General features: G+C 41.6%; 13 protein-coding genes. 10 read left to right on the top strand and 3 right to left on the bottom strand.

Going from position 1 to position 15,758, the window contains the following annotated elements:
• Positions 1-2: 2 nt before the first annotated feature.
• Genes tgt through secF form a run of 4 tightly spaced genes read left to right on the top strand, consistent with a single transcriptional unit; the run spans position 3 to position 4,336 of the window.
• Positions 3-1,130 (top strand): tRNA guanosine(34) transglycosylase Tgt, encoded by a 1,128-nt coding sequence (gene tgt, locus IMPJCBKJ_RS09070; protein ID WP_058583935.1) that lies wholly within the window; start codon positions 3-5, stop codon positions 1,128-1,130.
• A gap of 29 nt (positions 1,131-1,159) precedes the next feature.
• Complete coding sequence (yajC, locus tag IMPJCBKJ_RS09075) at positions 1,160-1,498, top strand: preprotein translocase subunit YajC (protein ID WP_036973302.1); 339 nt, start codon at positions 1,160-1,162, stop codon at positions 1,496-1,498.
• A gap of 22 nt (positions 1,499-1,520) precedes the next feature.
• Positions 1,521-3,380, top strand: coding sequence for a protein translocase subunit SecD (gene secD, locus IMPJCBKJ_RS09080; protein WP_166339885.1), 1,860 nt, complete (start codon positions 1,521-1,523; stop codon positions 3,378-3,380).
• 8 nt (positions 3,381-3,388) lie between these two features.
• Positions 3,389-4,336 (top strand): protein translocase subunit SecF, encoded by a 948-nt coding sequence (gene secF / locus IMPJCBKJ_RS09085; RefSeq protein ID WP_054552488.1) that lies wholly within the window; start codon positions 3,389-3,391, stop codon positions 4,334-4,336.
• 65 nt (positions 4,337-4,401) lie between these two features.
• Here the strand turns inward: secF and IMPJCBKJ_RS09090 are convergent, their stop codons facing one another.
• A complete protein-coding gene (locus IMPJCBKJ_RS09090; RefSeq protein ID WP_166339887.1) occupies positions 4,402-5,898 on the bottom strand; it encodes a mannitol dehydrogenase family protein in 1,497 nt (498 codons plus the stop codon).
• Between the two features lie 17 nt (positions 5,899-5,915).
• The gene (locus IMPJCBKJ_RS09095) at positions 5,916-7,628 is read right to left on the bottom strand and encodes a hypothetical protein (RefSeq protein WP_138600197.1); all 1,713 of its coding nucleotides are present in this window, start codon (positions 7,626-7,628) and stop codon (positions 5,916-5,918) included.
• A 596-nt stretch (positions 7,629-8,224) separates the two neighbouring features.
• On the opposite strand from IMPJCBKJ_RS09095, the gene IMPJCBKJ_RS09100 reads away from it, so the two are divergent.
• From IMPJCBKJ_RS09100 to IMPJCBKJ_RS09120, 5 genes are all read left to right on the top strand, one after another.
• Positions 8,225-9,574, top strand: a complete 1,350-nt coding sequence (locus tag IMPJCBKJ_RS09100; RefSeq protein ID WP_166339889.1) for a carbohydrate porin — start codon at positions 8,225-8,227, stop codon at positions 9,572-9,574.
• A gap of 256 nt (positions 9,575-9,830) precedes the next feature.
• Positions 9,831-10,787, top strand: coding sequence for a sugar-binding transcriptional regulator (locus IMPJCBKJ_RS09105; protein WP_054552492.1), 957 nt, complete (start codon positions 9,831-9,833; stop codon positions 10,785-10,787).
• A gap of 99 nt (positions 10,788-10,886) precedes the next feature.
• Positions 10,887-11,435: a hypothetical protein gene (locus tag IMPJCBKJ_RS09110; RefSeq protein WP_166339891.1), complete on the top strand. Its 549-nt coding sequence runs from the start codon at positions 10,887-10,889 to the stop codon at positions 11,433-11,435.
• 87 nt (positions 11,436-11,522) lie between these two features.
• Positions 11,523-13,313 (top strand): GGDEF domain-containing protein, encoded by a 1,791-nt coding sequence (locus tag IMPJCBKJ_RS09115; protein WP_054552494.1) that lies wholly within the window; start codon positions 11,523-11,525, stop codon positions 13,311-13,313.
• Positions 13,314-13,396: 83 nt separating this feature from the next.
• Positions 13,397-14,227 carry a transporter substrate-binding domain-containing protein gene (locus IMPJCBKJ_RS09120; RefSeq protein ID WP_166339893.1) on the top strand — a complete coding sequence of 277 codons (831 nt, stop codon included), beginning with the start codon at positions 13,397-13,399 and terminating at the stop codon, positions 14,225-14,227.
• A gap of 33 nt (positions 14,228-14,260) precedes the next feature.
• Here IMPJCBKJ_RS09120 and suhB read toward each other — a convergent pair whose 3' ends face one another.
• Positions 14,261-15,064: an inositol-1-monophosphatase gene (gene suhB / locus IMPJCBKJ_RS09125; RefSeq protein WP_054552496.1), complete on the bottom strand. Its 804-nt coding sequence runs from the start codon at positions 15,062-15,064 to the stop codon at positions 14,261-14,263.
• Between the two features lie 275 nt (positions 15,065-15,339).
• Here suhB and IMPJCBKJ_RS09130 point away from each other — a divergent pair, with 275 nt between their 5' ends.
• Positions 15,340-15,687, top strand: a complete 348-nt coding sequence (locus IMPJCBKJ_RS09130) for a four helix bundle protein (protein WP_054552497.1) — start codon at positions 15,340-15,342, stop codon at positions 15,685-15,687.
• Positions 15,688-15,758 lie beyond the last annotated feature (71 nt).

The following is a 15,758-nucleotide window of genomic DNA, read 5'->3' on the forward strand; positions in this document are numbered from 1 at the left end:
ATATGAAATTTGAATTAGACCGCACTGACGGTAAAGCGCGCCGCGGCCGCTTGATTTTTGAACGTGGTGTTGTAGAAACGCCAGCATTTATGCCGGTAGGTACTTACGGTACTGTAAAAGGTATGACGCCTGACGAAGTGAAAGATACTGGTGCACAAATTTGCCTAGGTAACACTTTCCACTTAATGCTGCGTCCTGGTACAGAAATCATTAAGCAGCACGGTGACTTACACGACTTTATGAATTGGGATCGTCCAATCCTAACTGATTCAGGCGGTTTCCAAGTATTCAGCTTAGGCGCAATGCGTAAAATCACAGAAGAAGGCGTGATGTTCAGCTCACCCGTTAATGGTGAAAAAATCATGCTTTCGCCAGAAAAAGCGATGCAAGTTCAGCGTGATCTAGGCTCTGACATCGTAATGATTTTTGACGAATGTACGCCATACCCAGCGACAGAAAAAGAAGCGAAAGACTCTATGGAGTTGTCACTTCGTTGGGCTAAACGCTCAAAAGAAGGTCATGGTGATAACCCAGCTGCGCTGTTTGGTATTATCCAAGGTGGTATGTACCCTGAGCTTCGTGCACAATCGCAAAAAGGCCTAGAAGAAATTGGCTTTGATGGTTATGCATTAGGTGGTTTATCGGTTGGTGAGCCGAAAAACGAGATGATCAACATTCTTGACCACTGTGCTTACAAAATGCCTGAAGACAAGCCTCGTTACTTAATGGGCGTTGGTAAACCAGAAGACTTAGTTGAAGCGGTTCGCCGTGGTATCGATATGTTTGACTGTGTAATGCCTACGCGTAACGCACGTAACGGTCATTTATTCGTAACTGGCGGCATTGTTAAAATCCGTAATGCAGTACATAAAACAGACACCGGTCCATTGGATCCTGAGTGTGATTGTCATACGTGTAAAAACTATTCACGTGCATACTTGCATCATCTTGATAAATGTAATGAAATCTTAGGCGCACGTCTAAACACGATTCACAACTTACGTTATTATCAACGCGTGATGGAAGGCTTACGTAATGCCATCAGTAATGGCAAACTAGACGAATTTGTTGCAGATTTTTATGCACGCCGCGGCCAAGAAGTGCCAGAGCTTGCAGATACATCAGATTAAATTTTTAGAAAAATTAAAGAGGAAGTGAAATGAGTTTATTCATCTCAAACGCCCACGCAAGTGCGGCAGGTGCAGCACCAGCAGGTGGTGGCATGGAAATGCTAATCATGTTGGGTATTTTCGGTCTGGTATTTTATTTCTTAATCTACCGTCCACAAGCTAAGCGTGTAAAAGAGCATAAAGCCCTAATGAGCGCAATGGCGAAAGGCGACGAAGTACTAACGCAAGGTGGTTTAGTAGGTAAGATTGCTAAAATCGCTGATGACAAAGACTTCATCGTGATTTCATTAAACGACCAAGCAGAAGTAACAGTACAAAAATCAGCTGTTTCTGCTGTATTGCCAAAAGGCACTATGAAGTCGCTATAACAATAAAAATAAGGACTCACACGTGTTAAACAAGTTTCCATTATGGAAGTATTTACTTGTTCTTGTAGTGTTAGTCGTTGGTATTTTATATGCCTCTCCTAACTTGTATGGCCGAGACCCGGCCATACAAGTATCGGGCACTAAAGGTACTGATGCTGACCTCAGCGTACTCGATAAAGTAAATGCGACTCTCAAAGAACATAACGTTACTGTTAAATCAAGCAAACTTGAAGATGGACAAATCCTCGTTCGTTTTAAGAATGTTGAAGACCAACTAAAAGCGCAAGATCTACTGCGTGATTCCCTTAGTGAAGATTATATCTCTGCAATCAATATGGCACCTGCTCAACCAGAGTGGTTAAAGTCACTGGGTGGTAACCCAATGAAACTAGGCCTAGATTTAAGCGGTGGTGTTCACTTTACTATGGAAATCGACATGGCGACGGCGGTTGATACTCAGCTTGAGCAAATGGAACAAGATTTCAAAAGTGACTTACGTGAAGAAAAACTACGTTATCGCACTATTCGCCGTGTAGCGAACAGCGAGCGATTACGTGTTGAAATGCGTAACGAAGAAGATAAAGACGCAGCTGAGCGTTTCTTATCAACTCGTTACCCATTAAACGTTTACGTTGATGATAGCAGCAGCGACAATGCTTTTTATGCCAGCATGAGCGAGCAAAAGCTAAAAGAAATTCGTGACTACGCTATCAAGCAAAACGAAACGATTATCCGTAACCGTATTAACCAAATCGGTGTTGCAGAGCCTAACGTACAGCGTCAAGGTGCTGAGCGTATCATCGTGCAACTTCCGGGTGTACAAGATACAGCGCGTGCTAAAGAGATTCTGGGTGCAACAGCAACTCTAGAATTCCGTGAAGTTGACGAAAACGCAGATGCAAGTGCAGCGCTTCAAGGCCGTTTACCGCCTGGTACAGAAATGATCATGGCGCGTGAAGGTTACCCAGTGGTTCTTAAGCAGCGCATCATTCTTGAAGGTAGCCACATCACTGGCGCGCAATCAGGTATGGATGAGTATCAACGTCCACAAGTTAGTATTACGCTAGATAGCAAAGGTGGCGCAAAAATGAATGCGTTCACTAAGCGTGCTATCGGTAAACGCATGGCTACAGTATTTATCGAATACAAGCCATCAGGTAAAACAGATGAAAACGGTAAAGCACTTCCGCCAATTAAAGTGGAAGAAGTGATTAACGTGGCGACCATTCAAGCGCGTCTTGACCGTTCATTCCGTATTACAGGTATCGATAACCCAGCTGAAGCACATAACCTTAGCCTATTACTTCGTGCTGGTGCACTGGTTGCGCCAATTCAAATCGTTGAAGAGCGCACGGTAGGTCCAAGCCTAGGTCAAGAGAACATCGAAGCGGGTATGACTGCCGTTGTGCTTGGTTTCGTGTTTGTACTGGTATTTATGCTTATTTACTACAAAGGTTTCGGCATGGTGGCGAATATCGCTCTGGGTGCCAACCTAGTATTAATTGTTGGTGTGATGTCGCTTATTCCGGGTGCTGCGTTAACGTTACCGGGTATTGCAGGTATCGTATTAACCGTAGGTATGGCGGTTGATGCCAATGTACTTATCTTCGAACGTATTCGTGAAGAACTTGCTGATGGCCGTAGTCCACAACAAGCCGTTCATTTTGGTTACGACAGCGCGTTTAGCACCATTTTAGATGCTAACATCACAACGCTTATCGCAGCAGTGATTCTATTTGCAGTGGGTACAGGTCCTATTGCTGGTTTCGCAGTAACGCTAGCGATTGGTATTATCACCTCTATGTTTACAGCCATTGTTGGTACCCGTGCGGTAATCAACTTGTTCATTGGCGGTAAGCGTATTGATAAGTTGTCGATTTAGGAGTCAGCATGCAAATTTTAAAACTCGGTGGTAAAACACTCCCGTTTATGAAGTTAAGAAAGTTTGCCATGACATTATCAACTTTGTTGATTTTGGCTTCTTTCGTGTCGTTTTTTACTAAAGGCTTAAATTTTGGTCTCGACTTCACTGGCGGTACCGCTGTTGAGGTAGGCTTTACACAAGCACCTGATCTTAAAGAAGTACGTGATGCAATCACTGAAAGTGGCTTTGAAGATTTCTCAGTGCAACTGTTTGGCTCAAGTAAAGAAATTCTAGTGCGTCTTGCTCCGCAAGGTGCTGGCGTAAAAGCAGAAGTAATTGGCAACCAAATCATTACGGCATTACAAAAAGTTGAGTCGACAGTAGAAATGCGTCGTATCGAATTTGTTGGCCCAAGTGTTGGTGAAGATCTAAAAGAGCAGGGTGGCCTTGCCATGTTAACTGCGCTTATCTGTATCTTGATTTACGTGGCGTTTCGTTTTGAATGGCGTTTTGCGGTAGGTGCTGTATCAGCACTATTACACGACGTTATCATCACACTAGGCTTATTCTCTGTACTTGGCCTAGAGTTTGACTTAACGATTCTTGCGGCGATTTTGGCGGTAATAGGTTACTCACTCAACGATACCATCGTTGTATCTGACCGTATCCGTGAAAACTTCCGTAAAGTGCGCATTGATGACACGATTGAAATTATCGATATTTCATTAACGCAAACGTTAAACCGTACCCTAGTAACATCAATCACCACTATCCTAGTATTGATTGCGTTATTTGGCTGGGGTGGTCAAACGATCCACGGTTTCGCAACCGCATTACTATTTGGTGTGTTCATCGGTACTTATTCATCTGTTTATGTTGCTTCAGCTGTTGCAATTGCAATGGGTGTAAGTAAAGAAGACTTAATTCCTGAAGTAATTGAAAAAGAAGGCGCGGATCTCGATCCTATGCCTTAATCAGTGATACAAAAAGAAACCGCCCTAGGGCGGTTTTTTTATTTTTAAACTTACTCTGCCTGATACTACTTGGCCTTATAACTACTTAACACCGCCTCCATAATCTGCTCAATTGCCACTCCCGCATAGAGTTGGCTGATGTAATATTTATATTCATTACAAAATGACTCGTTCTCAATAATTGAGCCGAAAATGCTCGGTTGCTCAAGAAAAGCAAGTGGTGAAATGCGTGATGCATGAGCAGCCTGCTGTAATGTTTCAGCCGTATCTTCGATAACCTCTAAAGGCTGACCTTGTTGAGACGAATGCGTGTCGCTGTATAAGCACCAAGCTGCAATTACTAAATTAGCAATCGCACCATTCCCACCAATTTTAAGGTTCTCTACTATCGTAGGTACTAAAAAGGTGGAGACTTTACTTGCGCTTTGAGAGCAAATTCGTGCAAGGCTATCCTTGATGTTTGGGTTTGCAAATCGAGCTATCAGTGTTCGCTTATAATCACTTAGATCAATACCAGGTACGTCATCTAAAATCGGTGTTACTTCGTTATCCATGAAGTTGCTTACCACTGTAGCAAATAAGGGATCTGAAATTGTTTGCTCTATGGTTTGATAGCCACGCAAAGATCCGAGTATTCCCATAACAGTATGGCTTGCATTTAATAAGCGAATTTTCATGGTTTCATAAGGCGTTACATCATTGACTATTTGCGCACCTACTTTCTCCCAAGCTGGGCGTTGTTGACAAAATTTATCCTCGATGACCCATTGGTGAAAAGGCTCACACGTGACAGGCCATGAATCAATCACTCCCAGCTGTTCTGCTAGAGCAATATCTTTATCTGTGGTTGCAGGCGTAATACGGTCGACCATTGCATTAGGGAAGCTAACTTGATTTGCGACCCAATCAGCAAGCTCTGAGTCATATGAACTAATGTAAGTAACTAACATTTTTCGTATGACATCACCGTTGTGTTGAACATTATCACAAGACTGAACTGTAAACGGTTTTTGACCACTCTTTCTGCGGCGATCTAAAGCAGCAGCAAGGTAGCCAAAAATCAGCTTTGGCTTGTTTGGGTTTGCTAAGTCATGTTGTATATCGGGGTTTGAAAAATCGAACTCGCCGGTTGATGGATCATAGTTATAACCCCCTTCGGTTATTGTTAATGAAACAATCTGGGTTTCCTCAGCGGCCATTTTATTTATAACAGCTTCTGGATCATCTGGCGCTAAGAGAAAATCGGTTAAACAGCCAATTATTTGCGTATCAGTTTTGCCATTTGGGTGCTTTACCAATAGGGAGTACAGATAATCTTGTGCTTCTAAAGATTGCTTTATAGCCCGATCAGCCTCGCGCAAGCCTATACCGCAAATGCCCCAACTTAGATCGCCAGTATGGTTGATGTAGTTATCAGTATAGAAAGCTTGATGAGAGCGGTGAAACCCGCCCACACCAACATGGACAATCCCAGCTTTTAGTGATTGTCGGTTATAACGCGGCACTGATATAGATGTAGGAAAAGAGCTCAGTGTTGAGTTATTTAAAGAAAGTGCGCTCATGTTTTGCCCCCGAGCAGTTAAACGGCTGAAAATTGTTTTTTACGCTGCATAGCCCAATACGCACTCGCGAAGTAAATGATGGTACAAGCGAATCCACTATTGAAAAATAACGTTCTATTGTGTTCATAGGAAGCAACATCTGGTGAGTTGAACATGGCATTTGCTGCTAGCACCACAGTAACACCTAGACTTAACCAAGCAACCGCAGTGAGTACTTTGGTTAACAGGCGCTGATCAAGAATAAATGCTGGCTCATTGGCTGCTTGTTCGGCGTGAAATCTTTCTACTTTTTTATCAAAATTAGCTAGCTCTGCTTCTTCTTCAGGATACTTCTGCGCAGCGCCATTTCGTTTTGCTAATAAAATATATACGACAATACTGAATACCCAAGTTGGTAAGAAAAGGTAGTAGAATGGGATTATATTGATCGCGTTTAGTGTAAATCCGAACACTAGGCCAAGTGCCCACGCAATAACAGCCGCAGAGCTATGCTCAAGCTTTTTGTAGGTGACCCAATAACGAGTTAGACCTATCTTTGGAAATAAAAAATGTTCAGCAAAAACGATAGCGCCAACAGGTACGACTAAAAGTCCTGCGTATGTAAGAAGTGGCAGTAGCTTAGTAAATACAAATGGAAAGCAAGCAATTAAAACAGTAACAATGCCCACTAAAAATGTCGTTCTGGTACGCGAAAGGTTACTAAATATAGCTTGTGCAGCAAGACCCGCTCGGTATAAGTTTGCATTTGCTGTAGTCCAACCTGCAACAATAACAATAACTAACCCAGATAACCCAAGTGCATGGAACGCAACATCGCCAGGATCTAGCTCAGTAATCGACTTTTTCACCAAAACTGCTGTACCCGCACCCATAATGCCTGCAGAGATCCAAGCGATATAGTGACCAAATAACATACCGGCTGATGTGCATAAGCCATAGCTTTTTTTCTTTGCGTAACGCAGCAGAGCCATGTCTATTAAACCAAAGTGAGTGATGGTGTTTGCTGCCCAAGAGAAACCAATGACTTCTAATAGCCCTATGCCTGGCTCACCATTGGCATCTAACCCAGTCCATACAGAGACACTGCCAATGTGCATGAAGTCTCCCCAACTCGAGACAGAGGTTTCACCAATGACCGAATTGGCAAGTTCAGGCATGAGTACTAATGGACCGCTGATGAACATAACAAATAACCACGGAGCACAAATACCTGAGAATTGCGATACAGCGTTAAAACCATACATAGCAACCAATACAACGATAATGCCTACGGCAAGAACGACCATGACAAACCATGCGTTTGTTGGATACCAATTTAATTGCGCGGGAATATCAAGTGCAAAGCGAACAGCCGTTGCAGAAACGGTGATCATAGCAGCAGAAATAACCGTAAAGATTATGACGTTCGCCCAGTTATATAACCGGGTCATTGAGTTTCCTGCTATTTTTTGAAGGTAAGTATATAGACTCAGGCGTGTTTCAACAGCAATTGGGGTGGTGATTAGTGTCCAGCTTAGCACGGCGAGAATATTACCAATTAGCAAGCCAAGCAGAATATCCGTCATGGTTGCGCCAAGTGCGACAAAGGTTGCGCCAAATACAAATTCAGTAGCAGCAACATGCTCTCCTGCGTATAAACCTAAAAAATGTCTCCATCCTTTGAGCTTATGTTTTGCAATAGGTAATTGCTCTTCTTCTATATGGTTTAGGTCTTTATGATTAGTATTCATAAGTAACGATCCCAGTACTTTTTAGGCATGCTGATTTGTAAGCAAATAGCTTAACTGCATCTTTATTTGTGTGTTCATTGTTTAACACTAAAACTTTTTATTAGATAAATAGAAAATTTCAAAAATCAACACGCCCATGATTGTTGTCATTGAGTATTTACATAAAGTAAATCTTCCTGTTTGGGCAAATGGGTTGCACGTGGGCATAATCCTATTTTGATTGCTGTTTGTCAATGTTAATGAATCAGTCTATTTAATCGGCTGATTGTCATTAATAAGTCGAAGTAATTGCTCTTGTTCTGGAATTAAAGCTTCATTAAATCAATCTTGATAAAGTTGTTATTTTTTAGTTGGTTATACTGGTGTTTGATTTTTCCTGAAATGGTGTTCATATGAAAGAGGATTAGTTTTATCCATTTTAATTTCTCTTTCACAGATTCTAATTTCTTTTAATTAGAATTTGAGCTCTATTTTTTGATGTTGACAAATATATTCTGTGTTAGGAATATGCTCATATTTATGTCATTTGCTCTTTCTTGGGCGTTGAATACTAAGATGTTGATCAGCTAGGGCAAATTAAAATGGAGAACACGCATATGAACACAAATCAACAACCAAAGTTTTGTCGTACATGGAAAGGGGAAAGTGAACGCTATTTAAACGTCGCTCGGCTTAAATCTATCGCAGCCATTATGTTGCTGTATTCTCAGTCAGGTTATGCAGATGAAAGTTTTGATGTTCACAGCCATCTAAGTGGCGGTTGGTTAGGGGCAAGAGATAAGCTAGCAGAGCAAGGTGTGGATGTTCGCTTAGGCTACTTCAGTCAAACAGCTCACAACTTAAAAGGGGGAGAAAGTACAGAAACGGCTTATGCCGATCAGTTTTTTGCCGGTGGCTACTTTAATTTAGAAAAATTGCTTAATTGGTCGGGTGCCGAATTTAAGGTGGAGCTTACCAACCGTAATGGCGAGCTTATTAATGAAAAAGCAAACCTGCCAGTTTTGCTGCAGTCGCAACAAATTTATGGTCGTGGCAATGTAACGCGTTTAACTCAATTCTCTCTAACTCAGCATTTATTTGAAGATCAACTTAGCATTAAAGTGGGTCGAATTTACCCAAGTGCTGATTTTTTTGCCATGAGTTGTGCCTTTCAGCACCTGACATTTTGCAGTGGTGGCTCATCCAATTATTTGAGTAGTAGTTGGTATGGTGACCCCCTTAGTGCACTAGGCGTGCAACTAACATACAAAGTCACTGATAATTTGCTTTTTAAACTAGGCAGTTATGATGCAAACCCTGCAACTATGTCATTAAATCAAGGGTTAAAATTAACAACATCAGGAGAGGTTAACGGCACGACCTTGGTAGGTGAGTTGGAATATAAACGCCAATACAAGAATGGGTTAGATGGAGATTATCGATTTGGCGTTGTCCGCAGCAGTTTAGATAAAACTAAATTAGTCAATAATGCGGGTTACCCTGCTGGCACGACAAGTGATATGGTCGCTATAGAAGATACTGATAATGCATTTTATTTTAATATTGAACAACAGCTAACTCGAAATAGTTCAGGAGGTGGCTTACGTATCTTTGCGAGTATGATTCACGCAGATCAAAGTGTCAGCGCTATAGGCGAAGTTTTGGCTTTTGGCGGATATATTGATGCACCTTTAGTTAGTAGACCACACGACCGTATTGGTTTTGCAGTGGGCCGAAACAGTGTGAGTAATGAGCTTAATGATGCTCAGCGCTTTTATAACGCGAATTTTTCAGATGATGAAGTAATCGTAAGAGACCATGAGTACCCGATTGAGTTAAATTATAACTATGTTGTTACCCCAGCAATACAGTTAATGCCTAGTATTCAGTATATCATCGACCCTAATGGTGATAATGATGCTGAGAATGCAATGATTGCAGGTTTGCAGCTAAGTTTAAATTTTTAGTTAAAGCTTAAACCGACGTTATTTGGCAGCGAGTGCACGACTTTTGTTGTGCAGTTGCGAAGGGCTTGCGGTTATTGTCTCTTTGTGAAATACATAGGCACCTCACTAATATTTAACAAAATTTAGTAAGGTGTCTTGTTAGTTTAGAGTGTGAACCCTAAAATTGTTATTCATGACAGATTATGTATAGAATAGCCGCTGAATAGCTGATTTTTCTAATCATTTACCTCATTTATTGTTCAAACAGGCGTATAAAATGGCTTCAATTCCTAGCAATGATAATCAAAAATTAGAGGAAGCAGCGAGGGCTGGCTGGCTCTACTATGTTGCTGGTAAAACACAAGATGAAATAGCTAAGCAACTTAATACGTCTCGCCAATCTGCGCAAAGGCTTGTTGCTTTAGCAGTATCTCAAGGGTTAATAAAAGTACGATTAGAACATCCAATTCGACGCTGTATGGAGCTTGCTGATGCGCTACAAAATCGATACGGTTTGCTTAGTTGTGAAGTGGTGCCTAGCGAGAGTAACGATATTAATTCTACCATTGGTTTGGCTCAAGCGGGTGCCGCAGAAATTGAAAGACAACTAAAGCAGCGCCATGCAAAAATCATTGCGTTTGGTACTGGAAGAGTGTTGCGCGCATGCGCAGAAGAGCTACCTACGATGCAATGCCCACACCATCGTATTGTATCTTTAGTTGGAAATATTGCTCAGGATGGCTCAGCAAGTCGCTATGAAGTAGCTATTCATGTTGCAGAAAGGGTTGGTGCGCAACATTTCCCTATGCCAGTTCCAGTTATAGCAGAATCTGAAGCTGATAAAGCAGATTGGCAGCAATTAACGCATGTTAAAAATGTACATCAACTGGCATCACAAGCGGATGTTTCATTTGTTGGTGTTGGAGATTTAGGAATAAATTCTCCCCTTCATTTAGACGGCTTTGTTACTCGGCATGAACTAGCTGCGCTTGACGCTATTGGTGCAACAGGTGAAGTAATTAGCTGGATTTTCGATAGTGAAGGTCATCTCGTCGAATCAGAAATAAATAATCGCGTGACGAGTGCGGTACTTTCTCCATCAAATGATAAACGTGTTATTGGGATTGCTGCGGGTGACAGTAAAGTGCCAGCCATTGCAGGAGCGATCGAATCAGGAATGATCAATAGTCTCATTACAAATGAACTAACAGCAGAAGCACTGTTGCTGAGGTAAGTCTTGGTATGACTAAACTGACTAAATTGGTAACAAGTGACAGTTTTACAGCTGTTTATGATTTTTAAAAACGAGTCTAACTATACTCTCGGAGACATTATGAAACACCAGATGTTTAGCGTGTTTATACTTTTAATGCTCAGTGCTTGTGAAGATAAGCCAGAGCCAAAACAGACAGAAGTACAGCAAACACCTGAGGTAACACTTCAGCAGCAGTTCGACAGCTACCAAGGTTTAGCTTGGCAAGTTGTAGAGGCACTACAAAACCAATCAGCTGCTCAACAATTACAAGACCTGACGTTCAAGTTAATTACTTCATCAACAGGTTTGTTTTTAAACCTAAAAGCACAATTGCCAGAGTGTGAGGCAAGTTTGCATGCGCTGGCAGACGCAACCGAGTTTCAACAACAAAGTGATGACGCAGATGCATTGCAGAATGAAATGACAATTAATGTAGAGCCAGAACTACCTGAGTTTGCGGCGCCAAGTTGTTATCACGCACAGCAGTTATTACTTAATCCACTTGCAGTTTATAAATTAGCGCAACAAGCTGATTTAGCTACGAGTGATTACCAAAATGCTAAATTAAAAATGACTGATAGTTTTGCCCGCATTAAGCAACTTGAGCTCATCACCGCTATTGAGTAGTCTGCACTCGTCATAGCCTTGCCATAAAATTGTCATACAAGGTTGATAATTTACCCACCTATTTGTATTACTAACGCTAGGTGTAAGGTGAACGCACAACTACAGCAGATCTTAGATAACAGTGCAATTGAGACCTTGTTTCAACCTATCTTTGATATTTCTAATCAACATATTTTGGGCTATGAGGCATTAAGCCGCGGCCCAAAAGGGTCTGAATTAGAAATGCCGAGTGCATTATTCAGCGCAGCAATTGCTTGCCATAAGATCTCTGAATTGGAGCTACTTTGCCGCAGTAGAGCAATTGAGAACTTTGTGAAACTCAATTTACAAGGCAAGTTATTCTTAAATGTAAGCCCTAAAACCTTACTCGACCCTTGCCATCCTAAAGGTGAAACATTACACCTAGTTGAACACTTTGGCCTTGCAACTAACCGGGTAGTAATTGAAGTTACAGAGCAAGAAAAAGTCGATGATGGCTTTTTATTGTTAAAAACCATTGCTCATTATCGTGAGTTAGGTTTTTCGATTGCCATTGATGACTTAGGGGCTGGCTATTCGGGCTTAAAGCAGTGGTCTGAGCTATGCCCTGAGTTTGTAAAAATAGACCGCTACTTTATCGACCACTGCGATCAGAGTGTGGTTAAAAAAGAGTTTTTAAAGTCAATTATAGAGCTTGCAAAAGCAACCAATACACAAGTGATAGCAGAAGGCATAGAACGGGCAGAGGAGCTTCGTTTACTCGAAAGCTTAGGTGTGCAACATGCACAAGGCTTTTTACTTGAAAGGCCGAGCTTACAGCCAAGTTACGAAATAAATATTCACTGCTTAAAGCACTTAGAGTCATCAGATAATAGCAATACTTTTGAGCAGTCTATGGCGATTGGTTGGTTGGCAGTCGAGCACGCCAGCATAGAAGCAACAACCCGCTGTAAAGATGCCCACAGTATCTTTGAGCAAGATAAAACGCTAACTAGTCTTGCCGTATTAGAGCACAATATTCCTGTTGGTTTATTACACCGAGATCAACTCACTGAAGTGTTTGCTGCTCCCTATGGCCATGCACTTTATGATAAGCAGCCAGTTACTTCTTTAATGGATAAACAGCCGTTAATCGTTGACGAAAACGAGTTACTCGATACGGTGAGCCAGCAAATTACCGAGTTTGAGTTTGATATTCGACGCCATATTGTGATCACTCGAAATGGTGAATACTTAGGTTTGGCGCCATTGCGTAATATCTTAAAACACATTACCGAAGAAAAAATCCGCCATGCACAACATGCCAACCCGCTGACTATGCTGCCGGGTAATGTCGCGATTAACGAAGCAATTGAGCTGAGACTTCGTAATAACTATCCGTTCTCACTCGCATACGTTGATTTAAACCACTTCAAACAATTCAATGACCTGTACGGTTATGCCAGTGGTGACAGCGTTATAAAATTACTTGCTGAAGTCATCGTCGAGGCCTGTAGTACTAGCAAAGGGTTTGTCGGGCACATTGGCGGTGATGACTTTATGGTGGTGTTTGATAAAAATGATGCAGAGCAAGTTTGCCATAACATTATTAGTAAGTTTGAGCTGCAGTCTCGGGCCTTTTTCACACCAGAACATATTGAGCAAGGGGGTTATTGGGCAAGCAATCGAGAAGGTAAAAAGCAGTTTGTGCCACTGCTTACATTATCAATTGGTTTAGTTAAGCCTGATTTAGAGCTATGTATTAACAGCCACCAAGTCGCAGCGCTGGCAACTGATGCGAAAAAAGAGGCCAAACGTTATCAGAGTAGCCACTTGTTTGTATGTAAACGTAGCCGACCAGCCCCCGCAGTGGTACGTTTAAGCAGCCATAAAGATGAAGCGATATCTGCCCGCTCATGAAGAAATTTTAAGTTTGCTTAATTTTACTTGTGTCCCTGTTTAACTGGGTGTAGCTTAAAAAAAACACAATAAACAAAATAACAATGAAGCGACTATGTAGTGCAATCCTAGTATTGCTAAGCCTAGGATACAGCCTTACCACAGAAGCTAAAAATGTGGTCAATTTAGCGATTGAACAACGCCCACTTTATAAACGCGATTATTACCTTCATGAATTGCTGGCAGCGGCTTTACGCGCCAGTAATTATCAAGCAGAAATCAACGAAGTTCTGGTTCACCCTCATCAACAGCGCACTTTGCTGATGCTCGATGAAAAGCAGGCCGATGTGTTTTGGAGTATGACAAGCCCCGAGCGAGAACACCTTGCAATAGCAGTCAAAGTACCTCTGTTTAAAGGCTACATTGGTAAACGCGCATTACTCACTAAACGAGCGTTTCTACCGCGTTTTAAAGATGTAAAAACGAAACAAGATTTAGCGCAGTTTAGTGCCATTCAAGGCCATGATTGGCCTGATACAAAAATCCTTGCGCAAAACGGCTTAACAGTCAGGCCACTGGCAAATTATCAAGCGATGTTTAACTTAGTGATTAGAGGGCGAGTAGATTATTTTCCACGTTCGTTTATTGAAGTCATGTCTGAAATGGAACAAATCAAAAGTGACGAGCTGGTTATAGTGCCTAACCTTTATATTAGTTATCCAACAGCATTTTACTTTTTTGTCAGTAACCACAAGCCTGAACTAGCTGAGGTATTATTAAAAGGGCTCAACACGATGAAAAGCTCGGGCGAATTTGAGCAATTATTTGCCAGTTACTTTGCTGAAGACTTAGCTAAGTTGCCATTTAAAGAAGGTGAAGTTATAGAGATAAAACTCGACAACGATTATTTTCAGCCACAAAAAAAGGAGCCTTAGCTCCTTTTTTGCATTTTTACATTACAACCGCTATTAGCGAAGTAGTGACTCAGTTAACACTGGGCGAATTTCACGAATGATCGCTTGAGTTAACTTAGGTGCACCACAAATGATGTTGCCGCTTTGGTTATAGTTAATACCACCTGCGAAATCAACAACCATACCGCCAGCTTCTTTAACTAAAAGCTCGCCTGCTGCTGTGTCCCATGGCTTAAGGCCTATTTCAAAGAAACCATCAACACGACCCGCTGCAACATAAGCCATATCTAATGCAGCAGAACCTGCACGGCGGATATCAGCAGTGTGCACGAAAAGTGCTTTAAACGCTTCAGAGTATGCGTCTAAGTGGTGCTTTTGTTTGAATGGGAAACCAGTTGCGAGTACAGAACCTGCTAATTCGTTAGTTTTAGTTACGCGTAAACGCTTGCTGTTAAGCTGTGCGCCTTGACCACGAGAAGCAGTGAATAATTCACCGCGGATTGGATCATAGATAACAGCTTGATCTAAACGACCTTTAACTTTAAGTGCAATAGATACTGCGAAATGAGGGATACCCTTGATGAAGTTAGTTGTGCCATCAAGAGGGTCTACAATCCATTGGTAATCTGCATCTTTACCTTTATGCTCACCTAGCTCTTCACCTACGATAGTGTGATCTGGGTAAGATTTTAAAATAGTGTCACGAATTGCGGCTTCAGCTTCTTTGTCGATGTTAGTCACTAAGTCGTTAGTGCCTTTTTGTTGTACATCAACTTTTGATAAGTCTTCACTTGCGCGAAGTAAAATTTTGCCTGCGTTACGCGCAGCGCGAACCGCAATGTTTAACATTGGATGCATAGCATTACCTTTGGGTTGTAAAAGAACGAATATATTTAAGCCGGCGTATTCTAGCGATTTCTAGCGTAAAGTAAACAATAAACTCGAATAAAATAGGTTGTTTTTTGTACGATTCTGATTTTGTTATTGATTTAATTTCAGAAGAAGGGGTTAGTGGTCAGCCGTCAGCCGTCAGCCGTCAGCCGTCAGCCGTCAGCCGTCAGCCGTCAGTTTGAAATTTGCATTCTGAAAAATTCGTGCCTATATAAAGTTTTTATACTTAAAAGGATGCAAGTATGAATTTTGAAAAATTAGAGGTATGGAAGCGATCAGCAAGATTAAGTGCTGAAATCTACAAAGAAACGACAGATCTAAATGATTTTGGTTTTCGCAATCAACTCACACGTTCTGGTTTATCAATACCGAGTAACATCGCAGAAGGTATGGTGAGAATCAGCAAAAAAGAACGGGTGCGTTTTTTAGATATATCAAGATCGTCAATAGCAGAAACACGAACGCAAATTTATATCGGAATTGAGATTAAATATATTGATGCTGCCATCGGTAGAGCTTGGGTGAGTGAAACGGAAGAGCTATCAAAAATGTTGACATCTCTTATGCATAAGATCGAAGCTGATAGCTGATAGCTGATAGCTGATAGCTGATAGCTGATAGCTGATAGCTGATAGCTGATAGCTGATAGCTGATAGCTGAT

The organism is Pseudoalteromonas sp. MB47 (assembly GCF_011319765.1).
Lineage (GTDB): Bacteria > Pseudomonadota > Gammaproteobacteria > Enterobacterales > Alteromonadaceae > Pseudoalteromonas > Pseudoalteromonas simplex.